The sequence below is a fragment of the Limisphaera ngatamarikiensis genome (assembly GCF_011044775.1).
Classification (GTDB): domain Bacteria; phylum Verrucomicrobiota; class Verrucomicrobiia; order Limisphaerales; family Limisphaeraceae; genus Limisphaera; species Limisphaera ngatamarikiensis.
Genome location: NZ_JAAKYA010000066.1, coordinates 1,032 through 23,824 on the forward strand (window position 1 = coordinate 1,032; position 22,793 = coordinate 23,824).

Below are 22,793 nucleotides of genomic sequence, written 5' to 3' on the forward strand. Positions count from 1 at the left end.
TTCAGAAGGGCCGTGGCCGGAGTTGGACGGTGGGGTAGGGGGTGGTTTGGGATGGGGTGGCCTGGTGGTGGCCGGTTCGTGCGCGTTCGATGAATTCGAACTGGGATCGGCGTGCGGGTTCGCCCGGTGCGGGGCGGGCGTGGCGGTAAGTGCCATCCGGCTGCAGGATACGGGCGCGGGTGTTGTCGGCCAGGGGCAGGGCGAGCAGTTCGTGGATGACGCGGTCGCGGAGGACGCCGTCGAGTATGGGGAAGGTGGTTTCGATGCGCCGGTGGAAGTTGCGGGGCATCCAGTCTGCGCTGCTGAGGTAGACCTCCGGTTGACCGCCGTTTTCGAAGTAGAGGATGCGGCTGTGTTCGAGGAAGCGGTCCACGATGCTGCGGACGCGGATGTTTTCGCTGATGCCGCGGAGGCCGGGTCGGAGGCAACAGATGCCGCGCACGATCAGGTCGATGGAGACGCCGGCCCGGGAGGCGCGGTAGAGGGCTTCGATGACCTCGCGGTCCACGAGGGCATTCATTTTGGCGATGATGCGTGCGGGGAGGCCGTGGTGGGCGTGTTGGCTTTCGCGCTCGATGCATGCGAGCAGGCGGGTTTTGAGGTCGAACGGCGCGACCCAGAGCTGGCGCAGTTTTTGGAACTGGGTCATGCCGGTGAGCAGGTTGAACAGGTCGGTGACGTCCTCGCCGATGTCGGGGCGGCATGTGAGCAGTCCGATGTCGGTGTAGAGGCGGGCGGTGACGGGGTTGTAGTTGCCGGTGGCGAGGTGGACGTAGCGGCGGATGCCGTCGGGTTCCTTTCGGACGATGAGGGTGGCCTTGCAGTGGATTTTGTAGCCGACGAGGCCGTAGACGACGTGGACGCCGGCTTCCTCCATTTGGCGGGCCCAACGGATGTTGTTGGCTTCGTCGAAGCGGGCGCGCAATTCGACGACGGCGGCGACCATTTTGCCGTTGCGCACGGCTTCGATGAGTGCATCGCCGATGCGGGGGTCGCCGCCGGTGCGGTAGAGGGTTTGTTTGATGGCCAGCACGTCGGGGTCCCGGGCGGCCTGCTGGAGGAGGGCGACGATGCTTTCGAAGGATTCGTAGGGGTGGTGGAGGAGGATGTCGCGTTGACGGATGGCTGCGAAGAGGTCGTTCTGGCCCTGGAGGGGGCGAGCCACGGGCGGGATCCAGGTGGGATAGCGCAGTTCGGGTCGGGGGTGTTCCTCGTAGAGGACCATCAGGCGGGCGGGGTTGAGGGGGCCCTCCACGAGGTAGAGGTCTTCGGGGCCGAGGCCGAGTTTGTCGAGCAGTTCATTGCGGACTTCGGCGGGGCAGTTGCGTGCAACTTCGAGTCGGACGGCGGCGCCGCGGCGGCGGCGTTGGAGTTCTTCCTCCACGGCGGCCAGCAGGTTGGCCACCTCTTCCTCGTCGATATAGAGTTCGCTGTTTCGGGTGACCCGAAAGGGCCACCAACCCTGTACGGTGCGTTCCGGGAAGAGGTCGGGGAGGAAATGGCCGATGAGGTCGCCGAGGAAGACGTAGTCCGAGCGGCCTTCGCGGCCGGGCAGGCGGAGGAGCCGGGGGAGGACACGTGGGACTTCGAGGACGACGAGTCGGGGGCCCTGGTTGGTGCGGCCGGTGCGGCCGAGTCGGATGACCAGGTTGAGGGCGCGATTGGGCAGGAGTGGGAAGGGGTGGGCCGGGTCAATGGCCAGCGGGGTGAGGACCGGTCGGACCACTGTTTGGTAGTAGTGTGACAGCCAGGCGCGGTCGGCCTCGCTCCAGTTGACGGGTCCCAGGAAACGGATCCCGTGTTGGGCCAATCCCGGGAGGAGTTGTTGTCGCCAGCAGGCGTTGTGGTCCCGGACCATGCGGAGGACGCGGCGGCGGATGGCGAGCAGGGTTTGGCGCGGGGTCAGTCCGTCGGGACCGGTTTCGGTGCTGCCGGTTTCCAGTTGTTGTTTGAGACCGGCCACGCGGATTTCGAAGAATTCGTCGAGGTTGTTGCTGACGATGCAGTAGAACTTGAGTCGTTCGAGCAGGGGATTGTCCGGTCGCAGGGCCTCTTCCAGGACGCGATGATTGAATTCGAGCCAGCTGAGTTCCCGATTGATGAAGTGTTCGGGGCCGAAGCCGGGGGGTTCGGCCGCGGGGTGCGATGTGGGTGAATCGGTGCGGGCCGGCCCGGGCCCGTCCGGGCTGGCGGCGGGGCGATTCGGCCTGGATTTAGGTGATTTGCGGCTCATGACCGGCGGGTGCGTTCACGGCGTCCGGGGAGGTGACCGCATCAGGGTGCTGGCTCTGTGGACGTTACAGGGGGTTCGGAGGCGCCGTGGGGATGCGGTCGTGGGGGCTCAGTCCACCACCTCCATGTCCATTTCGCGGCTGTAATAGAGGATGCGGCCGCAATGGGTGCAGGTGACAATGTCCTGTCCGGAGCGGCAATCCACGACGACCTGGGGCGGCAGGCGCATGTGGCAGCCGCCGCAGACGCCGTGGGCGATGCCCACGACGGCGTTGCCGCCGCGGGTGCGCAGCAGCCGCTCGTAACGTTGGCGCAGGGAGGGGTCCAGATTCTCGGCCAGGCGCGTGCGTTCGGCCTGCAGGCGTTCGCCCTCGGCCCGGAGGTTTTGTTCGCGTTGTTGCAGGCGGGTTTCCTCCTCGCGCACCCGTGCTTCGGTTTCGCGCAGGGCCTGTTGGGCGGCCTGGATTTCCTTTTGGACCTGTTCGGCTTGTTCCATCAGGTCCAGCTCGCGGTCCTCGATTTCCCGGATGGCGTTGCGCAGGCGTGAAATTTCCTGGGACAATGCCTGGTATTCGTTATTCTTACGGGTTTGGAGTTGTTGCTGGCTGTAGCGTTCGATGAGCTGCTGTTTACTGGCGACGTCCAATTCGAGCTGGCGGCGTTCGTTTTCGAGCTGGCGGAGGCGTTGTCGGGCGTCCTCCAGGGTCTTTTGGGCGGTCTGCAGGCGTTGACGCAGGGCCGAACGCTGCGGTTCGAGTTGGGCCAGTTCTTCCCGGACCCGCAGCAGTTGGCGGTCCCGGTCCTGCAAGATCAAGAGTTGTTCCAGAGCTTCCAGCATGGTGCAGACCCCTGCCGCGAATGCTAGTGGGTGGGGACGGGTAGCGTCAATGCGCGGGAGCCTTTTGGGCGGGGTTTGTCCCGGGCGGGTCGGGTGCTGGCGTGACGCGGAGGCCGTGGAGGTGGGCCAGTTGAGGCAGGGGCTGGGAGAGGAAGCGCTCGTGGAATTCGGGGCTTTCCAGGAGATGTTGTTCGAGGACCGGGCGCCGGTCGCGTTCCAGCAGGTGGCGGAGCTCGTGCAGGTTGTCGGACCATCGGAAGCCGTTGAAGAACTCGACGCCTGCGAACTGCGTTTTGTAGAGGGCGTTTTGGGAGTAGCAGGTGCCCAGGTGGAGGTAGCGGAGGCCGGTGCGTGCCAGTTGGTCGACGGCCGTGGTCATCATGAACATGCCGATTTGGGCCCTGCGCCAGGCCAGGTCGTAGAAGGCGTAGGAGTAGTAGGCAGCCCGCGGGTGTTCGAGGTACAGAGTGGCCACGCCGACGATTTGGGAGTTTTCGCGCAGTCGCACTTCGAGGATGTGGGAGGTCATGGGGCAATGGAAGAGCTCTTCGAGTCGGGCTTCGGACATTCGGCCGGGGCCGAAACGTGCGTCGGCGCAGGTGCGGCACAGATCGCGGACGGTCGGTGTCCATTCGAATTGGTGGCGCGGCAGGAGTGCGGCCTGGAACAGCTCGGCGCGGCGGAGGATGCGGCGGTTTTCGGAGGAAGGCCGGTAGCGGCTCAGGTCCACGCGGATTTGGCGGCAGAGGTAGAACCGGTCCAATTGGCGAGAGGAGGGCAGGAACCCGGCGGCGAAGAAGTCGGCGGGGGTTTCGCCCGGATCGGGGAATGCCCAAACTGCGTAGGGGAAAATGTAGTGGTCGTAATCGGGTCGGGCTTCGGAGAAGAGGAGTTTCATGGTGCGGGCACGGAGGGGGCTGCCGTGGCCGGGATGTAGTGTCGGGGCAAGCGGGGTTGCCAGCAGACGAGGGCTTCGTAGACCACGGATTGCCTTAGAGTGGCGAGGTCGAAGGCGGTAATGGTTTCGGTGCCCTGGCGACCGAGCAGGACTGCTTCATCGCCCAGGTCGGCCTCGGGGATGTGGGTGATATCCACGGCGAAGGCGTCCATGGCGACCCCGCCAACGAGAGGTGCGCGTTGGCCGCGGATGAGGACGTGGCCGGTGTTGCGGACGCGCGGGAATCCGTCGCCGTAACCCACGGGGATCACGGCGATGCGGCGCGGGGCAGTGGCGCGGTAATGCATTCCGTAGCCGACGGTGTCACCCGGCTGGAGGTGTTGGATGGCGACGATGCGGGCCTTGACCGAGAGGGCGGGTTCGAGTCCGGCGATGCGGCGGCAGACCCGTGAGGGATACACGCCGAGGGGTAGCAATCCGATGCGGACCATGTCGAAATGGGCTTCGGGGAGGTCGAGGTATCCTCCTGTGTTGCAGATGTGGCGCCAGCGGGGTCGGATGCCGCGTTGTTCGAGTTGGTCCAGGGTTTGGTGGAACCGTCGGAGCTGTTCCCGGGCGAACGTTTTGTCGGATTCGTCGGATTGTGCGAAATGGCTCAGGACACCTTCCCACTGGAGGGATGGTTCCGCCATGACGGCCTCGATCATCGGGGTGACGTTGTCCCAGCGGATGCCGTAGCGGTTCATTCCGGTATTGATTTTGATGTGGACCGGGACCCGTTTACCGGCCCGGGCGGCGGCGTGAGCCAGGAGGGGCACGAGACGGGGTTCGCCCAAAACGCAGGTCAGGTCATGCCGGACGGCCCAGGGGAATTCTGCCGGGTCCCGTTCACCCAGCAACAGGATGGGGAGGTGCAGACCGGCTTCGCGCAGTTGGATACCCTCCTCCAGTGTGGCTACGGCGAGAAACTGTGCACCGGCGTTGACGGCCACGTGGGCGACGGGGACCGCGCCATGGCCGTAGGCGTTGTCCTTGACGACGACCAGAAAAGCCAGGGAAGCGGGGGCGTCCTGGCGGATCCGCAGGAAATTTCGGGCGATGGCGCCCAAATCCACTTCCACCCATGCGGGTCGTGGTGGGTGGAGGGGCGGGGTCTGGACGGCCGCGTCCGGGCGGACCTTTTCGGGTCCATTGAGGTGCGGGACCGGTTTCACGGCCGGCTCGGACTGCATGGCGGTTTGTGTTGCCGGTTTCATGCAACGGTTTGGCGTCAGTCGCGGGGCCCGTGGTTGGGTGCCGGGGTGGGCGGGTGGTTTACTCGCTGCCGGGGGGCCACAGGCACCGGCCGATGTCGGTTCGGTAGTAGCTGCCCGGGCTGCGGATCCGCCGGATGTTGTTGTAGGCGCGTGACACGGCGGTTTCCAGCGTCGGGCCGAATCCGATGACATCGGCCAGTCGGTGTCCCGTGGCCCAGAGCCGGCCCTGGTTGTCCTGGCGCACCTCGTTCCACCACAGGTCCGTTTCCTCGGTGTCCAAAGGTTCGGCGATTTCCACCGGCACTTCGGGGCCGGTCAACTGGACGTACGGGTACCCGTAACCTGCCAGGGTGATCGAGCAACCGAACCGCCGATGGGCGACGAACCGCGGGTCCAGTTTCAGGTTTCGGGCGGTGCGGTGCAAGGTTTCCCATGGATTGGCCAGCATGCGCAGGAACATGGCGCCGGACGTGACGCCAATGCGCACGTTGTATTCCAGCACCCACCAACGGTCCCGGAGTCGGGCGGCCGTGACCTGGAGGGGTCCGTGGAACCCCACCTCGCGCAGCCATGGCAGCAGTGGATGGACCAGTGTGCGGGCCAGGCCGTACCGGTCTTCGGGATCGGCCTCGACCACCCCGCCGAGGGGTGCGCCGGCCACGATCCCGAGATTGCCGGTGAATGCGCGCTTGTATTCCTGGTTGGTGACCAGGGACCAGACCTGACCGGCGCTGACCAGGACGATATGGCCGATTTCCGCTCGCCCCATGTACTCCTGGAGGAACAGGCCTTCGCGATCGTCCACGCGTTCCAACCAGGCGCGGGTGGCCTCCGGGCTTTCGCAGACGATGGTGTGGACGGGGCTGAAGGGGCCGCACAACGGGTTCTTGATCACGTACGGGGCCGGGTGCGACGCCAGCCAGGCCAGCGCCTCCTGGCGGTTCTTGACGGCTACGGAGGTGGGGAAGGGGATGCCCACCTTTTGGCACAGGGCCCGTGCGAAGTCCCGTTCACGTTCCAGGCGCAGTCCCTCGCCGGTGGGGCAGAGAATGGGCACACCGGAGCGGATCAGTTCCTCGGCCCAGGGAGCGCGGGCCCAGTCGATGGATTGGGGGATCACGAGGTGGATGGTTCCGGAGCGGAGCAGGGGCATCGGGCTGGGGTACTGGTCTTTCGAATAAGTCGGTCCGGCCAGGGATGGGGCCCAATGGGCGTAGTCGCGGGTCAGGTAGGTTGCCACGCGCACGCCGTCGTCGCGCAAAATGGAGGCTGTGCTGTGGGCGAAACTGCCCACGCCCAACACCAATGCGCCGCGGTCGTCACCTGGAGAAGCGGGTAGTGGTTCGGCCATGGTGATCCTTTGCCGCTGTCCTTGTTTTGTTTCGGGAGACTCTGGTTTGGACGGGATTTGGTCAAGCTCCGGGGTTGAGCCTCTGCCAGATGGAAGCCATCCAGCTGTGTTGCGATCCTGCCGGTGGCTGGAGAGGGTTCGGGGTTGAACTCGTGGGAGGCCGGAGCCCGCCGGGCGCAAGTTACGGACCCGTGTGCCGGGGAGTTTGGGGTGTGCAACGCGGGCCGCTGCGGCCCGTGGGGCGCCCCGGGCTGTGCGACTTGTTATCGAGACCGGTCAAAGGGACGGCAGGGTGCGGTGTGCCGGTGGAGGAAGGGGACGGATGGGTCTTGGGGCGGGGGCGGATTCAAGGAGTGCGGGGTTGGCTGGTTGGGTTTGGGCAGAGGCGGTGGGTGAGCCAATCTTTGAATGCGTCGAGGTTCTTCCATGCGGTGGCGACGTGAACGGGGCGGCCGGTGGGGTCGATGCGGGTGAAGCCGTCGGAGGTAACGGTCAGCGGCAGGGTTTCCATTTCGCAGAGGTCGCGGGAGACGGCGAGGTAGATGGCGACGCAATCGAAGAGGGTGGAGGAGCGTTGTTCGATGTCCCGGGGTGCCAGTTCGGGGCGGCGTGCGGCCCAGACGCGGTAATTTTCGAGGATGGTGCGCGGGATGGGGTGGTTGCTGGTGCGGAGTTGCGCGAAGCGCGGTCCGTCAAGTTGCACGAGTCCGCATGTATCCAGCGGTGTGAGGGTGATGTCCCATGGGGCGGCGAGGACCTGTTGGGCGGCACGGGGGTCGCAGCGGACGTTCCACTCGGCGTCGGGGCTGTTTTTGCCGCCGTAGCCGCGGCGCACGCTGCCGTGCATGCCAATGAAGCGGGCGCGTTGGGCGATGCGGGGTTCCTGGGTGAGGGCGGCCGCGATATTGGGAAGCGGTCCGATGGCGATGAGGGTGACCGGCCGGGGGGATTGGAGGATGGTTTCGATGAGGGCGCGGATGCCGTTGGTGTGCACGGGACCCGGGTAGGTGGCGAGGTCGTAATCGCCGAGCCAGGCGGCCTGGGATTCGTCTCCGCCGACGTTGGGCACGTCGATGCCGAGGCCGATGGGGACGTCGGGTCGGCCCATGGTTTGGAGGAGTTTGGCGGCGAGTCGGGCGCGGTAGAGGGGTCGTCCGTAGTCGGTCAAGACGAGTTTGAGGTCCAGTTCGGGGCATTGGAGCAGGAGTCCGAGGGCCCAGGTATCGTCGATATCGTCGCCGATGTCGGTGTCGAGGATGACAGGAGTTTTGTGGACCGGTGCGGGAGGTTGGGATGGGGTGGTGTGCTGCGTCCCTGGCGGAGCGGCGGGGCTGGAGAGGGCGGGACAAACCCACAGGACCAGTGTCAGGAGGGTGAGCATCACCGGTTTCATGGTTTTGGATCAGCGTGGGAATGAAAGCAGGGCGAGCCGGGCAAGGCGAGTCGGAAACGGTGTGTGGGCGCGGTTCGTCGTGGGCTTCGGGTTGGGCCGTTGGACCGGCGTGGGCCCGGTGCGAGGCGGTTTGGTGGCGTGGTGGCTGGACCGGTGCCGGCGCGAGGGTGTGGGGACTTGTGCGCGATGGCGGTGGGGCTGGTCCTGTTAGAAAAAAAAGAGCCGCCCGGGTTTTGCGGGCCCGGGCGGTGGGCGATGATGTCGGTTGAGGGTGCGGGTCGGGGTCAGGCGGCGAGGGCGCGGGCTTCGAAGGTGAGCTCTCCGTTTTTGCAGTCGACGGTGACGATGCTGTGATCGGGGACCTCGCCGGCGAGGAGTTTGCGGGCCAGGACGGTTTCGATGTGGCGTTGGAGGTAGCGTTTGAGCGGGCGGGCGCCGTAGACGGGGTCGTATCCGGCGCGGGCGATGTGTTCGCGGGCGGCCTCGGTGAGTTCGAGTCGGATGTGTCGGTCGGCGAGGCGCTGGCGGAGCAGTTCGAGTTGGAGTTCGACGATTCGTTTGATTTCGGCGAGGGTGAGGGGTTTGAAGAGGACGATTTCGTCCACGCGGTTGAGGAATTCGGGTCGGAAGTGGGCGCGGAGTTCGGCCATGACCTTGCGGCGGACGCCCTCGGCGATTTCGCCGGTTTCACCGGCGTTTTCGATGAGGTGGGGGCTGCCGATGTTACTGGTCATGATGATGATGGTGTTTTTGAAGTCGACGGTGCGGCCGTGGCTGTCGGTGAGGCGGCCGTCGTCCAGGATTTGCAGCAGGACGTTGAAGACGTCGGGGTGAGCCTTTTCGATTTCGTCGAAGAGGACGACGGAATAGGGTTTGCGGCGGACGGCTTCGGTGAGCTGGCCGCCTTCTTCGTAGCCGACGTAGCCCGGGGGCGCGCCGATGAGGCGTGCGACGGCGTGTTTTTCCATGTATTCGCTCATGTCGATGCGGATCATGTTGTCCTCGCTGTCGAAGAGGGCCTCGGCGAGGGCGCGGGCCAGTTCGGTTTTTCCGACGCCGGTGGGTCCGAGGAAGATGAAGGAGCCGATGGGGCGTTTGGGGTCTTTGAGGCCGCTGCGGGCGCGGATGACGGCGTCGGCGACGGCCTGGACGGCCTCGTCCTGGCCGATGACGCGGCGGTGGAGGATTTGGTCGAGGCGGAGGAGTTTTTCTTTTTCGCCCTCGAGGAGTCGGGCGACGGGGATGCCGGTCCAGCGGGAGACGACCTCGGCGATTTCATCGGGAGTGACCTCTTCGCGGAGGAGGCGCTGTCCGGATTTGCTGACGGTGTCGGCTTTGGCCTCGAGTTCGCGGAGTTGTTTTTCGAGGGCGGGGATTTTGCCGTACTGGTATTCGGCGACGCGGCCGAGGTCGTGTTGGCGCCGTGCCTTTTCCATTTCGTTGCGGGCCAGTTCGAGGGCTTCGCGGAGTTTTTGGATGTCGTCGACGAGTTGTTTTTCGGTTTGCCACTGGGCGCGGAGGGCGTCGCGCCGGGACTGGAGGTTGGCGAGTTCTTTTTCGAGGTTTTGGAGGCGTTCGCGGCTGGCTTCGTCCTTTTCCTTGCGGAGGGCCTCGCGTTCGATTTCGAGCTGGGTGATGCGGCGTTCGAGCTGCTCGAGTTCCTCGGGCATGGACTCCATTTCGGTGCGGAGTTTGGCGGCGGCCTCGTCGACGAGGTCGATGGCCTTGTCGGGCAGGAAGCGGTCGGTGATGTAGCGGTGGGAGAGCTGGGCGGCGGCGACGAGGGCGGCGTCCTGGATGCGGACCTTGTGGTGGAGTTCGTAACGTTCGCGGAGGCCGCGGAGGATGGAGATGGTGTCTTCGACGCTGGGCTCATCGACGAGGACGGGTTGGAAGCGGCGTTCGAGGGCGGCGTCTTTTTCGATGTATTTGCGGTATTCGTCGAGGGTTGTGGCGCCGATGCAATGGAGTTCACCGCGTGCGAGCATGGGTTTGAGCATGTTGCCGGCGTCCATGGCGCCCTCGGCCTTGCCGGCGCCGACCATGGTGTGGATTTCGTCGATGAAGAGGATGATCTGGCCCTGGGCCCGTGCGATTTCCTGGAGGACGGCCTTGAGGCGTTCCTCGAACTCGCCGCGGTATTTGGCGCCGGCGATGAGGGCGCCGAGGTCGAGGGCGATGATGCGTTTGTCGCGGAGGCTGTCGGGGACGTCACCGGCGACGATGCGCTGGGCCAGGCCCTCGACGATGGCGGTTTTGCCGACGCCGGGTTCACCGATCAGGACGGGGTTGTTTTTGGTGCGGCGGGAGAGGATCTGGATGCAGCGGCGAATTTCGCTGTCGCGGCCGATGACGGGGTCGAGTTTGTTTTGGGCGGCCAGGCGTGTGAGGTCGCGGCCGTATTTTTCGAGGGCTTCGTAGGTGGCTTCGGGGTTTGCGCTGGTGACGCGCTGGTTGCCGCGGACCTCGGTGAGGGCTTTGAGGAAGTCTTCGCGGTGGAGGCCGAGGTTTTTGAAGATCTTGCCGATGCCGGTGCCCGGGGGTTCATCGAACATGGCCAGGACGAGGTGTTCGACGGAGACGTACTCGTCCTTCATGCGCCGGGCATGGTCGCGGGCGGTGACCAGCAGGCGGTTGAGTCGTTGGGTGATGTAGATGCCCTGCTGGGTGGTGTCGGTGCCGGAGACGCGCGGCAGGCGGGCGAGTTCCTCCTCGACCCTGGCCTTGATGAGTTCGGGGTTGACCCTGGCTTTTTCGAACAGGCGCGGGATGAGACCGCCCTCCTGTTCGAGCAGGGCCAGCAGGAGATGTTCGACATCGACCGCCTGGTGTTGGTGTCGGACGGCGATGTTCTGGGCTTCCAAAAGTGCCTGTTGGGATTTTTCGGTGAATTGGTTCAGGTCCATAGGCGTAAAGCGGTTGGTTCAAGGGTTGGATGAAATGGCGGCAGGTTTGGGTGAAGCCGTCGCCTTCCGTCGAGTGCGTGTTGGGGTGGATGCGGCGGCGCGGCGCCCGGTTTTCAATGCCAGGGCCAACACCTCGTCCACGGTCTCGACGGGATGAAATTGGATCTGTTGTTTGACCTCGGGGGGCAGCTCGGCGAGGTCCTTTTCGTTGTGTTTGGGGATGATGACGGTGCGGATGCCGGCGCGCAGGGCGGCGAGGCTTTTTTCCTTGAGGCCGCCGATGGGCAGGACGATCCCGCGGAGGGTGATTTCCCCGGTCATGGCGATGTCGGGTCGTACGGGTTGGTTGCTGAACAGGGAGGCGATGGCGGTGAACATGGCGACGCCGGCGGAGGGACCGTCTTTGGGCACGGCGCCGGCGGGGACGTGGATGTGCAGGTCCATGTCCTTGAAGGCGTCCGTTGGGATGCCGAGCTGGCGGGCGCGGCTTTTGACCAGGCTGAGGGCGGCCTGGGCGCTTTCCCGCATGACATCGCCGATCTGGCCGGTGAGGAGGATGTTGCCCTTGCCGGGGTAGGCGAGGGCCTCGATATGGAGGATTTCGCCGCCCGTGGGTGTCCAGGCCAGGCCGGTGACGACGCCGGGCCGGCCGGAGGTGAGCCGGGTTTCGTGGATGTAGCGGGGCGGGCCGAGGATGGTCTCGACCTGCTGGGGGGTTACGGTGAAGCTGGTGATTTCGCCCCGGGCGACACGTGCGGCCACGTGGCGGCAGATGGCGGCGATTTGGCGTTCGAGTTCGCGGACGCCGGCTTCGCGGGTGTAATCCTGGATGATGCGGCGCAGGGCCGGTTGGGTGAACCGGCACTGCCCGTTTTTGAGGCCGTGTTCCTGGAGCTGGCGTTTGACCAGGTAGCGTCGGGCGATTTCGAGTTTTTCGCGGTCGGTGTAGCCGTGGAGTTCGATGACTTCCATGCGGTCGCGGAGCGGGGCGGGGACGGTGTCCATGACATTGGCGGTGCAGATGAACATGACTTGGGAGAGGTCGAAGGGGACGTCGAGGTAGTGGTCGACGAAGGCATGGTTTTGGCGGGGGTCGAGGACCTCGAGCAGGGCGCTGGCGGGGTCGCCGCGGAAGTCGCTGCCCAGCTTGTCGATTTCGTCCAGCATGAGGACGGGATTGCGGGAGCCGGCGCGACGGATTTCCTGGATGATGCGGCCGGGCATGGAGCCGATGTAGGTGCGGCGGTGGCCGCGGATTTCGGCCTCGTCGTGGACGCCTCCGAGGCTGACGCGGGCGAATTTGCGGCCGAGGGCGTCGGCGATGGACTGGCCGAGGCTGGTTTTACCGACGCCGGGCGGGCCGCAGAAGCAGAGGATGGGTCCGTGCCCCTGGGGGTTGAGTTTGCGCACGGCCAGGTATTCGATGAGCCGGCGTTTGACCTTTTCGAGGTCAAAGTGGTCGCGGTCGAGGATCTTCTGGGCCCGGTCCAGGTCGAGGTTGTCCTCGGTGAGTTTGTTCCAGGGCAGTTCGGCCAGGGTCTCGAGGTAGGAGACCACGACGGCGTATTCGGGGCTGGCCGGGTGCAGGTGTTGCAACCGGCGCAGTTCGCGTTCGGCCTGTTGGAGGACCGGCTCGGGCGGGCCGGCGGCCTGGAGACGTTGTCGGAGTTCCTCGATTTGCTGTTCGACGCCGCCGTCGTCTTCGCCGAGTTCCTTTTGGATGGCGCGGACCTGTTCACGGAGGAAGGCGCGGCGTTGCTGGTCGGTGATGGCGGAGGTGACGTCCTTTTGGATTTTCTGCTGGATGCGCGCGATTTCGAGTTGGGCGGCGACGTGTTTGAGGACGGCGCGGACGCGCCTGGCGACGTCCAGCTCCTCCAGGAGGGGCTGTTTTTGTTCGACGGGCAGGTTGAGGCTGCCGGCCATGAAATCGGCGAGTTGGCCGGGGTCCCTGAGGTTGCGGATGACGGCTGCGGCCTGGTCGGGCGGGTCGAGGGTCATTTCCACGAGTTTGAGCGCGGTTTCGCGGAGTTCCTCGACCGTGGCGGTGAACTCGAGGTTGTCGGCGGGCGGGGTGGTGGATTTGAGGAGGCGGATTTCGGCCCGCAGGAAGGGGGCGACCACAAGGGCGCGGACGAAAGCGATGCGTTCGAGGGCCTGGACGACGATGACCAGGGTGTCATCGGGCTGGCGGAGGAGCTTGAGGACGCGTGCGGCGACGCCCACGTGATAGATGTCCTCGGGGCCGGGCTCCTCCGTGGCGGCGTCTTTCTGGGTGAAGATGCCGATGATTTTGCTGTGGGGCAGGGATTCCTCCAGCAGTTTACGGGAGGAGGGGCGTCCGATGGTCAGAGGGGCGATCAGTCCCGGGAAGAGCACCGTATTCCGGACGGGCAGGACGGGCAGTGTATCCGGGATGGCGACTTCGTCCTCGGAGGATCCGGTGGTTGCACCGCCGGGGCTGGCGGCGGGGTCGGTGCCGGGTTTGGGATCCTCCATGCTCAGCGGGATGGCGATGAAATCCAGCAGGCGTTTCATGGGTTCACCACCTCCGTGATGGGCGTCTGGCCGCCGTGGTCGAGCGGCAGTTCGATCCAGAGCAGGCCTTCGCGGTACCGCGCGGTGACGCGGTCGGTTTGGACCGGCTCGGGCAGGCGCACGATGCGTTGGAAGGGCCCGTAGTCGATTTCCATGGCCAGGACCTGGGGTGTCGGGTCGCCCGGATTGCGATTGGGTTCGGGTGAGGGGCGGTTGCCTTCGATGATGAGGCGCCGGGGTTCGACCCGCACGGCGATCTGGTCTTTTTGCATGCCGGCCAGGTCCACGCAAACGAGGTAGCGGTCGGACAGGCGAAAGGCGTTGATGGCGGGCTGCCAGAATCGCTGGGACTCCATGTGCACCACGCTGAGCTGGTAGAGCTCGCCGGTGACCTGGTTGAGTCGGAACTGCCATTTCTCGAAGGCGCTCATAATACGGACGGGTTGGTTGTGTCCGGATGCCGGGAGTGTGGCTGGGTGGTTGGGCGTGCGTGGGTGGTTTTGGCGGATGCCGGGTCGGCGGTGGAAAGGGCCATGGGGCCGGGTGTGGGCAGGGCCGGCACGGGTTCTTTGGGTTGGGGCCTGGGTTTACCCACGAGGCGGTAGAATTCGTTGCCTTCGAGGGTTTCGCGGGCGAGCAGCTCGGCGGTGATGGATTCGAGCTGGTCGCGGTGTTGGGAGAGGATTTGGCGGGCTTCTGCGTAGGCGCGGTCGAGCAGGGCACGGACTTCCTCGTCGATTTCACGGGCGGTTTGTTCCGAGCAGTCGCGTTGGAATCCGCCATCGGCTCCCGGGAGGAAGGTGGCCGTGCGTTGGGCGCAGTGGGCGAGGCCGATGCGCTCGCTCATGCCGTAGACGGCGACCATGTGGCGGGCGAGGGCGGTGGCCCGCTCGAGATCGTTTTGTGCGCCGGTGGAGACCTCGCCGAACACGATTTCCTCGGCGGCGCGGCCGCCCAGCAGGCATTTGATTCGGTCAAACAATTCGCTGCGGGTGAGGAGGAACTGGTCTTCCTGGGGCAGTTGAAGGGTGTAACCGAGGGCGGCGCGGCCGCGGGGGACGATGCTGATTTTGTGGACGGGGTCGGCGTGGTTGCAGTAGGCGGCGACCAGTGCGTGGCCGACCTCGTGGTAGGCGACGCGTTTCTTTTCCTCGGCGTTGAGGCGCCGGGAGCGGCGTTCGGGACCGGCCACGACTTTTTCGATGGCGGCGTCGATGTCGGCCTGGGAGATGGCATCGGCCTTGCGGCGGGCGGCCAAGAGGGCGGCTTCGTTGAGGACGTTGGCCAGGTCGGCTCCGGAGAAGCCGGCGGTGGCGGCGGCGACGCGGCGCAGGTCCACGTCGGCGGCCAGTTTTTTGTTGCGGGCGTGGACTTTGAGGATGGCCTCGCGGCCGTCGAGGTCGGGTGCGTCCACGATCACCTGGCGATCGAACCGGCCGGGTCGGAGCAGGGCGCGGTCGAGGATTTCGGGCCGGTTGGTGGCGGCGAGGATGATGACGCCGGTGTTGGCCTCGAAGCCGTCCATTTCGACGAGGAGGGCGTTGAGGGTTTGCTCGCGTTCGTCGTTGGCGGGGCCGAGGTGGACGCCGCGCTGGCGGCCGATGGCGTCAATTTCGTCGATGAAGATGATGCAGGGTGCGTGTTCCTTGGCCTGTTTGAAGAGGTCGCGCACGCGTGCGGCTCCCACGCCGACGAACATTTCGACGAAGTCGGCGCCGCTGATGGAGAAGAAGGGCACGCCGGCTTCACCGGCGACGGCGCGGGCCAGTAGGGTCTTGCCGGTGCCGGGCGGCCCGACCAGGAGGACGCCCTTGGGGATTCGGGCGCCGAGCTGTTCGTAGGCTCGGGGGTTTTTGAGGAAGTCGACGACCTCCTGGAGTTCCTGTTTGGCCTCGTCGCAGCCGGCCACGTCGGCGAAGGTGACACCGGTATTTTTGTCGAGGATGAGCCTTGCGCGGCTGCGGCTGATGCCGAGGACCTGTTCCCCGGCGGTACTGAGGCGGCGGCTGAGGAAGTAGAACAGGAGGACCATGAGCCCGATGGGCAGGACCCAGCCCAACACCAGCTGGCTCATCAAGCCCGGCCGAACGCCGCTGAACTCGACCCCGGCTGCCTCGAGGTCCTTGATGAGGTCGGGATCTTCCACGCGCACGGTGCGAAAGAGGAACGATCGTTCGGCCGCGGCGGTTTTGTTGGCAGTGGCTGCTGTTTCGGGGGCGGTATGATCGTCGGGCGTGGTCTGGCCCGTTTGCATCCCGGGTTGCGGGGCAGGGCCGGGGGCGATGCGCCCGAAGATTTCCGTTTCGCGGACTTCCACCTGTCGGACCTCGCCCACTCGGAGGTGACGTTTGAACTGGCTGTACGGGATGGTTCGGACGGTCCAGTGATCGAACCATTCCTGCCAGCCCCAGAGGACCAGCAGGGTGGCGATGAGATACAGGAGAACGAACCGGCCCTGTGGGCCCTGCGGGTTGGGGAGTTTCAGTTTGGGTGGTTTTTGCGTCATGTCGTCGGTTGTTCGGCCCGCGGTGCCGGGACGGGGTGAACTCGGACCCGGCGCCGAGGTTGGACCCCGTCCCGGCTTTCGAGGCTCACGTTCCTAGCGGCGTCGAGTGGCGTCAATCACAATGTAGCGGCTGGCGCCCTGACTCCACACGCGCAGCAGGACGGTGGACTGCCGGTTGGCCTCGCTTTCGCGGACGGCGTCATCGGCGTTGGTGACGCGGCGGCGGTTGATTTCGAGGATGACGTCGCCGGGTCGCAGCCCTTGTTGGCCCGCGGGGGAATCAGGGGCCACCTCCACGACCAGTGCGCCGCGGATGTGGGAGGGGATGCCGTACATTTGCCGGTTGCGCGGGGTAAGGTCGTCCACCACCACGCCGTCCAAGGGGTCGGCCTGGGGACCTCGGCGGAGGCCGCCCGGGCGGCCGGCGCGGGCCAGGCCGCCTTCCTCGGGCATTTCGCCCAATTTGACGCGCAGGGTTTGTTCACGGCCGTCCCGCAGGATGCGAATCCGGACCTCCGACCCGGGCCGTGTTTGTGCGGCCATGAGGCGGAGATGCCGATCGTTTTGGACTTTTCGCCCGTCGAATTCGAGGATGACGTCGCCGGCTTTCAGGCCTGCGTCAGCGGCCGGCGAGTTTTCGATCACATCGGCCACCAGGGCGCCGGAAAGGTCTTTCAGCTTGAATTCCCTGGCCAGTTCGGGGGTGACGGGCTGGATGTAAACGCCCAGATAGCCCCGGGTGACCTTGCCGTCTTCGATCAGCCGCTCCATGACGTAGCGGGCCAGGTTGGACGGGACGGCGAAGCCGATGCCGAGGTTGCCGCCGGAGCGGCTGATGATGGCGGTGTTGATGCCCACGAGACGGCCGGCGATGTCCACGAGGGCCCCGCCGGAGTTGCCGGGATTGATGGGGGCATCGGTTTGGATGAAGTCCTCGTAGTCCAGGCCCAGCCCTGCCCGGGATTTGGCACTGACGATTCCCATGGTGACGGTCTGTCCGACGCCGAAGGGATTTCCGATGGCCAGGACGACGTCGCCGACGCGGAGTTTGTCGCTATCCGCGATGGTGATGGCGGGCAGGTCCCGGGCATCTACCTTGATGACGGCCACGTCGGTCCGGGGATCGGTCCCGACGATTTTGGCCTCGTATTCGGTTTTCCCATCGGCCAGGGCCACGCGGATTTCGTCGGCACCCTCGACCACGTGGTTGGCTGTCAGGATGTAGCCGTCCTCGGTCACGATCACGCCGGAGCCGAGGCTGCGTTCGCGGCGCTCGCGGGGGAGGGCATCGGGGATTCCGAAGAATCGCCGGAAAAACGGATCCTCCATGAATGGGCCCCACATGGGCAGTTGGCGGACGGTTTTGGTGCTGTAGATGTTGACCACGCTGGGGGCCACCTTTTCGACAATGGGACTGAAGGAGAAGGAAGGCTGCGCGGTTGCCGGAAGCGGCGCATCGTCCACCTTGAAGCGCGGTGCCTGGGCCGCCGTCAGCGGCGTACTGCCGCCCAGCCAGGTCAGGAGCACGGCGACAAGGCACCGGCAAGCCAACAAGCCGATGCGGGATCGATGTTCGGTTGGAACGGGGCTTTGCACGTGGCTCGTTCGCGCGTGTTCAAAACCTTGATTGTTTCGGTGTGGTTTCATGGTCAAACTCCTGTTTTCGTGGTTCATATTTGAAGCTTCGACAGCACCGGGTGGGTAAACGTTTTGTTGTCATCGTCCGCGGGCTGCTCGGCTGGTTCCGGTTGGTGGGACCGGCCGAGTCCGGGGCGCGACCCGGCGCTCCGGCAGGGCTGGGGTACAATAAGAGGGGCGCCCGTTGTGAAGGGCGCCCCGCTTTGCGCCCGTGCCGGGAGCGGAGGAAGGTCAGCTGACCTTGACCTCAATTTGTTTGGGCCGTGCCTTCTCGCTCTTGGGCAGGTGCACCCTCAGGACACCATCCTTGAACTCGGCCCGAACATTGTCGGGATCCGCGTCTTCAGGGATGGTGAAGCTTCGGACGAACCGCCCATAGAAGCGCTCCACCCGATGATATTTCCGGTTCTTTTCCTCCTTCTCGGCCTTGCGTTCACCCGAGATGGTCAGCGTGCCACCTTCGACGGTGACTTTGACGTCGTCTTTGCTGACCTCGGGCAGTTCGACCTTCAGGAGGTACTCCTTGTCATCCTCGACGATGTCCACCAAGGGCGACCATTCGGGGACGGTGATGGTTTCCTCGTCCGTGGCCAGCGAGGTGCGGCGGAAGGGCGACCAATCCAACAGAGCGGCCATCCGCCGTTGCATTTCCTCCAGCTCCCGGAACGGATTCCAACGGGTCAATGCAGCCATAGGCAACCACTCCCAGCACAGGCGGACAGGTTTCTGTTGGTTGGCCCGGGCGCGCCGCCGCCTGATGATCCGGCTACCCCGGGTGGCCGGGTTTACTCCTTTCGCCGATGCCCACCCGGACACCGGCGCCCAGCCACCTGCACATATAGAAAAGGCCATGCCAACTGCCGGTGCGATTTAACATGTTGATAATCAGCATGATATGTGTTTGAAGGCGGGACGCTCGGGTGTCACAATGACACACACAGCGGTTTTTGGTTGTGTCACGCGATGTAATAGTGTCACAGTGACACACTTGGGCTTTGGGTCTGGGCCGGGTGGGTTGGTGTTTGGGTGGTCGTTGGCTGGGGGTGTTGGGGTGTGCGGTGTTAGGTGGTGTAGGCATGAGTTGGTTTGCGGGGTTGCGGGTTGACGCAGGTGAGGCAAGGGCTACGGGGGCTACACCGGGGCAGGGGGAAGGGAGGAGTCATTCACGGTTGGCACGGGTTGGGTTGTCTGGGGTGGGCCGGGGCGGTTTGGCGGTGGTTGGGTTGCGGCCGGGGGAGGCGGCGGCTGGCGAGCTCGGGAGTGCGAATGGGTGGTATCAGGTTTGCCTTTTGGGTCCGATTGTTGAGATCGAGCGGTTGGGCAGGAGGGTTTTTGTGGTCCGGGAGTTCGATGTGGCCGTTGGGTCCGGACCGGATCCGTTCGGAACGTCGTTGGGTTGATGAAGCGGCGTTTTCAGGGGTCGGGTGGTATTGGTTTTGGGGCCGGCGGGAATTGAAGTGCGGGGCGGGCAGTGTTGCGGTAGAGGTGGGGTCATGCTGAAGACGGGCATTTTGAATCCGAACGTGTTGTCGCTGTTGGCGCGAGTCCGGCATACGAACACGCTGGTGATTGCGGATCGGGGTTTTCCCTACTGGCCGCAGATTGAGACGGTGGACCTTTCGTTGGTGGATGATATTCCCACGGTATTGGATGTGCTGCGCGCCATCCGGCCGAATTTTCGGATCGGGCGGGTATGGATGGCGGAGGAGTTTCAGCGCGAGAACACGGCCGAGACGCGGGCGAGGTTTGCGGCGGCGCTGGAGGGTGTGCCGGTGTTTTTCGAGCCGCATGTGGAGTTCAAGAAGCGGGTGCCGTCGGCCGTCGGGTTGATTCGGACGGCCGACACGGTCCAGTACGCGAACATGATCCTTGAGTCTGCGTGAAGGGCGCGTGTGTTGGTGCGTTCCGGGCTCCCTGGGGCGCGGCGGCGGGTTGGCGTGGTCAGGCCAGGAGCACGGCGCGGTAACGGACCTGGTTTTGGCGGACGCGGTTGAGCGCGTCGTTGACCTTGCTCATGGGGAAGGTCTCGACCCTGGGCAGGACTCCGAAGCGCGCGGCGTTTTCCAGCATTTCGAGGATGGTGGCGCGGCTTCCGATGGGGCTGCCCATGATGCGTCGGCGTTTGACCAGGAGCGGGAAGATGGGCACGGAGATTGGGGCCGTGGGGGCGCCGACGTAGCAGAGGACGCCGTCGGAGGCCAAGAGGTCCAGGTATGGTTCAACCGGTGTGGGCACCGGGGCGGTGTTGAGGATGATGTGGAGGGGCCGGTCGGGCCGGCGGGAGGGTTGGTCGTTGCGGATCAGGATGGCGTCGTGGGCGCCCAGTTGAGCGGCCTCTCGGGCCTTGGCCTCGGTGGTGGTGAAGGCGGTGACGTGGTTGCCGAGTCGACTGGCGAATTGGATGGCCATGTGGCCCAGGCCGCCCATGCCGATGATGCCGATGCGGAGGCCGGAGCCCATGCCGGCGGCGCGGAGGGCCGAGTAGACGGTGATGCCGCCGCAGAGAAGCGGTCCGGCGGCTTCGGTCGGCAGCTCATTCGGGAGGGGGAAGCAATAGCGGGCGTCGACGGCCAGGTGCGAGGCGAACCCGCCGTGGCCGTGGGTGATGACGCCCTGGCTCTGGTCGCAGAGGTGGTCCTGGCCGCGGAGGCAATCTTCGCATTGGCCGCAGGAGGAGCGTTGCCATCCGATACCGACCCGCATTCCGGGGCTGAGGTGGGTGACGAGGGGACCGACTGCGACGACTTCGCCCACGACCTCGTGTCCGGGGACCAGCGGGTAGCGGGCGAAGCCCCAATCGTTGTCGATCATGTGCACGTCGCTGTGGCAGATCCCGCAGGCGCGGACGCGCACGAGAACCTCGTTGGGTTGCAGTTGTTGGATTTCGTAGGACCAGGGCACCAGCGGTTGTCCGGGGCCCAGGGCGGCATAGGCCTCTACTTGTGTCATGGTGGACAGGATAGGCGGGAACGACTGGCCGCACAACTGAGGCCGGTTCGGCTTGGGCTGAGGTGTTGGTGACGGCGGTTTCCCGGGGCGCACCCGGTTTATGTCGGGATCGGATCCGGTGTTTTCCCGGGTGCATCCGTAGAAATCCGGACAAGGCGGGTTGGTGGGTTCCCCGGATTGTGGATGGGGCTGGCGCGGGGTGAGAGTGTGGGGTGTTGGGGCCGTGCAGTGTTTTCGGCCCTGTGGTCATCAGCCATGCAAACCCGTGGCAATACAGCGAGAGCTTGGGGCGTTTTTGGGCCTTTGCGTTTTGCCTTTGGGCCGCGGCATGGGCGGCGGGTGCGGGGTGAGGTTTTGTCGGTGGTGTTGCAGGGTTTGATGGTCATGGGGCTGTTGGGTGGGAGTTTTGCGTTGTGTCGGGCGTATGTGTTGCAGTCCATTTGCGTGCAGGGTTCGAGCATGGTGCCGACGTTGCGGGAGCGGCACTGGTATTTGGCGAGTCCGCTGTTGGTACGGTGGCAGGGGGTGCGGCGCGGGGACATTGTGGTGTTGCGGGATCCGACGGATGGGGGGCTGGTGGTGAAGCGTGTGGTTGGGGTGGCGGGTGACACCGTGGAGTTGCGCGGGGGCCGGGTGTATTTGAACGGGCGGTTGTTGGACGAGTCTTATTTGCCGGAGGGGACGCGGACGGATCCGGTGCGTGGGCAGTGGGCGCGGGTGACGTGTGGTCCGGGGGAGGTGTATGTGTTGGGAGACAACCGCGGGGTGAGTGCGGACAGTCGGGAGTATGGACCGGTGCGGTCCGAGGCTGTGCTGGGTCGGGTTTTGTGGTGAGGGGGGCTGGTCTGCGGGTCAGCGGCTGGAGTAGTAGGCGTCGACTTTGGCGGCGACGTCGCGGTAGTTGATGTCGACTTCGTAGATTTGCTTGAAGGCTTCGATGGCTTCGTCGCGTTTGCCCATGGCTTCCAGGACGGAGCCGAGCTGGTAGAGGAGGTCTTTTTTCTCCTCGTCGAAGACGGTTTTTTCCTTGATGGCGTTTTGGAGGGTGCGGGCGGCCAGGTCGTACATTTTCCTCTGGGCGAAGCAGCGGGCGAGGTAGGCGAGGGAGGGGATGCGTTTGTGGGGGTTGTTTTGGGCTTTTTGGAACTCGGCGATGGCCTCGGTGATGCGGCCGGCTTCGAACAGGAGCTGACCGTATTCGAATCGGATGGCGAGGTCGGTGGGGTATTTTTCGACGCGTTTGCGGCATTCTTCGAGTCGGAAGGCCTGTTTGGCGGCTTCGATTTCGCGGGCGCGTTCGGCGTAATCGGGTGCGGCGGGGTCGAGTTGGGACAGTTGGTGATCGAACTTGCGGACGATGGTGTCGGCGATGGCGCGGTCGAGGCTGGGATCCTGGCCGGCTTCGGTGGCTTTGATGCGTTCGTAGCAGGCCAGGGCGCGGTCGTAGTCGTGTTTTTGGGTGTAGAGTTCGGCAAGGGATCGGAGGAGCCGGATGTTTTGGGGTTCGGCCTGCAGTCGGGTTTCGTATTCGCGGATGAGACGTTCGGTCGTGTCTTCGGTTTTTTGGACTTTTTGTTCCTGTTCGAGGACCCTGGCTTCTTCGGCGTTGCGGAGGATGTCGCGGTAGGAGCCGGTGCCGGTTTCGAGGGCGCCGTAGCCGGCTTCGGTGAGGGTGCGCCGGGCCGACAGGTTTTTGAGTTCCTGGGCGAGGTCGGGGTCACCGGGGTAGACATGGACGAGGGCTGCGAGGACCTGTTCGCCTTTGGCGACCTGGCCGGCGTCGGCGAGGGCGTGGGCGTATTGGACGGCCACGTCGCGGTCGCGCGGGTCGTGGGCGAAGAGGACCTCGTAGGAGAGGAGGGCGGTGCGTGGGAGTCCTGCGGCGACGGCGGCTTCGGCGAAGATTTTGTGGGCGGTCATGTTGTTGGGGTCAGCGTTGAGGGCTTCCTCGGCCAGTTGCATGGCTTCGAGGGGGTTGGAGCGGAGGGCGATGCGTGCGCGGGCCAGTTCGGGGGAGGCGGCGGCGCCGCTGAGGATGCGTTTGAGGAAGCCGGTGCTCCTGGCGGCGGCCCTGCGCTGTTGGGCCTGTCGCAGGGCCTTGCGGGCGTCGAGGAAGGTGGGTTCGCGGTTCAGGACCTGGGTGAGGAGCATTTGGGCATATTCGTAATTATCCCGTCGGAGCGCTTCCAGGCCGCGCTCGTAAAGTTCTCGAACCTCGCGTGAAACTTCATGGAGCGACTTTTCGGACATGGTTCCAAGTGTAGGACGGCGTGGTGGTGGGGGCGATT

General features: G+C 65.2%; 16 protein-coding genes. 2 read left to right on the forward strand and 14 right to left on the reverse strand.

Features of this window, described 5'->3' with window-relative positions:
- Position 1: 1 nt before the first annotated feature.
- From ppk1 to G4L39_RS09755, 12 genes are all read right to left on the reverse strand, one after another.
- Positions 2-2,233 carry a polyphosphate kinase 1 gene (gene ppk1 / locus G4L39_RS09700; protein ID WP_165107818.1) on the reverse strand — a complete coding sequence of 744 codons (2,232 nt, stop codon included), beginning with the start codon at positions 2,231-2,233 and terminating at the stop codon, positions 2-4.
- Positions 2,234-2,341: 108 nt separating this feature from the next.
- The gene (locus G4L39_RS09705; protein WP_165107820.1) at positions 2,342-3,070 is read right to left on the reverse strand and encodes a zinc ribbon domain-containing protein; all 729 of its coding nucleotides are present in this window, start codon (positions 3,068-3,070) and stop codon (positions 2,342-2,344) included.
- A gap of 46 nt (positions 3,071-3,116) precedes the next feature.
- A complete protein-coding gene (locus tag G4L39_RS09710) occupies positions 3,117-3,968 on the reverse strand; it encodes a GNAT family N-acetyltransferase (protein WP_165107821.1) in 852 nt (283 codons plus the stop codon).
- Positions 3,965-5,224 carry an alanine racemase gene (alr, locus tag G4L39_RS09715; protein ID WP_205880929.1) on the reverse strand — a complete coding sequence of 420 codons (1,260 nt, stop codon included), beginning with the start codon at positions 5,222-5,224 and terminating at the stop codon, positions 3,965-3,967. Before alr ends, G4L39_RS09710 begins: the two co-directional genes overlap by 4 nt.
- A gap of 58 nt (positions 5,225-5,282) precedes the next feature.
- Entirely contained in the window at positions 5,283-6,575 is a 1,293-nt protein-coding gene (locus tag G4L39_RS09720; protein WP_165107823.1) for a phosphoribosylglycinamide synthetase C domain-containing protein, read from the reverse strand.
- A 346-nt stretch (positions 6,576-6,921) separates the two neighbouring features.
- The gene (locus tag G4L39_RS09725; protein ID WP_165107825.1) at positions 6,922-7,968 is read right to left on the reverse strand and encodes a nucleoside hydrolase; all 1,047 of its coding nucleotides are present in this window, start codon (positions 7,966-7,968) and stop codon (positions 6,922-6,924) included.
- Between the two features lie 284 nt (positions 7,969-8,252).
- Positions 8,253-10,874 (reverse strand): ATP-dependent chaperone ClpB, encoded by a 2,622-nt coding sequence (gene clpB, locus G4L39_RS09730; RefSeq protein WP_165107827.1) that lies wholly within the window; start codon positions 10,872-10,874, stop codon positions 8,253-8,255.
- An 18-nt stretch (positions 10,875-10,892) separates the two neighbouring features.
- Positions 10,893-13,412, reverse strand: coding sequence for an endopeptidase La (gene lon, locus G4L39_RS09735; RefSeq protein ID WP_240893919.1), 2,520 nt, complete (start codon positions 13,410-13,412; stop codon positions 10,893-10,895).
- The gene (locus tag G4L39_RS09740) at positions 13,409-13,843 is read right to left on the reverse strand and encodes an Hsp20/alpha crystallin family protein (RefSeq protein ID WP_165107829.1); all 435 of its coding nucleotides are present in this window, start codon (positions 13,841-13,843) and stop codon (positions 13,409-13,411) included. Before G4L39_RS09740 ends, lon begins: the two co-directional genes overlap by 4 nt.
- The gene (gene ftsH, locus G4L39_RS09745; RefSeq protein WP_165107831.1) at positions 13,840-15,918 is read right to left on the reverse strand and encodes an ATP-dependent zinc metalloprotease FtsH; all 2,079 of its coding nucleotides are present in this window, start codon (positions 15,916-15,918) and stop codon (positions 13,840-13,842) included. Before ftsH ends, G4L39_RS09740 begins: the two co-directional genes overlap by 4 nt.
- A 93-nt stretch (positions 15,919-16,011) precedes the next feature.
- Positions 16,012-17,565, reverse strand: coding sequence for a DegQ family serine endoprotease (locus G4L39_RS09750; protein WP_205880930.1), 1,554 nt, complete (start codon positions 17,563-17,565; stop codon positions 16,012-16,014).
- Positions 17,566-17,787: 222 nt separating this feature from the next.
- Complete coding sequence (locus tag G4L39_RS09755) at positions 17,788-18,249, reverse strand: Hsp20/alpha crystallin family protein (RefSeq protein WP_165107833.1); 462 nt, start codon at positions 18,247-18,249, stop codon at positions 17,788-17,790.
- An 800-nt stretch (positions 18,250-19,049) separates the two neighbouring features.
- On the opposite strand from G4L39_RS09755, the gene G4L39_RS09760 reads away from it, so the two are divergent.
- Positions 19,050-19,439 carry an RbsD/FucU domain-containing protein gene (locus G4L39_RS09760; RefSeq protein WP_165107836.1) on the forward strand — a complete coding sequence of 130 codons (390 nt, stop codon included), beginning with the start codon at positions 19,050-19,052 and terminating at the stop codon, positions 19,437-19,439.
- A 58-nt stretch (positions 19,440-19,497) separates the two neighbouring features.
- Here G4L39_RS09760 and G4L39_RS09765 read toward each other — a convergent pair whose 3' ends face one another.
- Positions 19,498-20,505, reverse strand: a complete 1,008-nt coding sequence (locus tag G4L39_RS09765) for an NAD(P)-dependent alcohol dehydrogenase (protein ID WP_165107837.1) — start codon at positions 20,503-20,505, stop codon at positions 19,498-19,500.
- Positions 20,506-20,844: 339 nt separating this feature from the next.
- On the opposite strand from G4L39_RS09765, the gene lepB reads away from it, so the two are divergent.
- Entirely contained in the window at positions 20,845-21,339 is a 495-nt protein-coding gene (gene lepB / locus G4L39_RS09770) for a signal peptidase I (protein WP_165107839.1), read from the forward strand.
- Between the two features lie 18 nt (positions 21,340-21,357).
- Here lepB and G4L39_RS09775 read toward each other — a convergent pair whose 3' ends face one another.
- Positions 21,358-22,755 (reverse strand): tetratricopeptide repeat protein, encoded by a 1,398-nt coding sequence (locus G4L39_RS09775; protein WP_165107841.1) that lies wholly within the window; start codon positions 22,753-22,755, stop codon positions 21,358-21,360.
- Between the last annotated feature and the right edge of the window lie 38 nt (positions 22,756-22,793).

Coding starts and splice junctions, on each gene's coding strand:
- lon (WP_240893919.1), bottom strand. CDS start 13,412: ATGAAACGCCTGCTGGATTTCATCGCCATCCCGCTGAGCATGGAGGAT.
- G4L39_RS09740 (WP_165107829.1), bottom strand. CDS start 13,843: ATGAGCGCCTTCGAGAAATGGCAGTTCCGACTCAACCAGGTCACCGGC.
- G4L39_RS09775 (WP_165107841.1), bottom strand. CDS start 22,755: ATGTCCGAAAAGTCGCTCCATGAAGTTTCACGCGAGGTTCGAGAACTT.
- alr (WP_205880929.1), bottom strand. CDS start 5,224: ATGAAACCGGCAACACAAACCGCCATGCAGTCCGAGCCGGCCGTGAAA.
- G4L39_RS09755 (WP_165107833.1), bottom strand. CDS start 18,249: ATGGCTGCATTGACCCGTTGGAATCCGTTCCGGGAGCTGGAGGAAATG.
- G4L39_RS09720 (WP_165107823.1), bottom strand. CDS start 6,575: ATGGCCGAACCACTACCCGCTTCTCCAGGTGACGACCGCGGCGCATTG.
- ppk1 (WP_165107818.1), bottom strand. CDS start 2,233: ATGAGCCGCAAATCACCTAAATCCAGGCCGAATCGCCCCGCCGCCAGC.
- clpB (WP_165107827.1), bottom strand. CDS start 10,874: ATGGACCTGAACCAATTCACCGAAAAATCCCAACAGGCACTTTTGGAA.
- G4L39_RS09725 (WP_165107825.1), bottom strand. CDS start 7,968: ATGAAACCGGTGATGCTCACCCTCCTGACACTGGTCCTGTGGGTTTGT.
- G4L39_RS09760 (WP_165107836.1), top strand. CDS start 19,050: ATGCTGAAGACGGGCATTTTGAATCCGAACGTGTTGTCGCTGTTGGCG.
- G4L39_RS09765 (WP_165107837.1), bottom strand. CDS start 20,505: ATGACACAAGTAGAGGCCTATGCCGCCCTGGGCCCCGGACAACCGCTG.
- G4L39_RS09705 (WP_165107820.1), bottom strand. CDS start 3,070: ATGCTGGAAGCTCTGGAACAACTCTTGATCTTGCAGGACCGGGACCGC.
- G4L39_RS09710 (WP_165107821.1), bottom strand. CDS start 3,968: ATGAAACTCCTCTTCTCCGAAGCCCGACCCGATTACGACCACTACATT.
- G4L39_RS09750 (WP_205880930.1), bottom strand. CDS start 17,565: ATGAAACCACACCGAAACAATCAAGGTTTTGAACACGCGCGAACGAGC.
- ftsH (WP_165107831.1), bottom strand. CDS start 15,918: ATGACGCAAAAACCACCCAAACTGAAACTCCCCAACCCGCAGGGCCCA.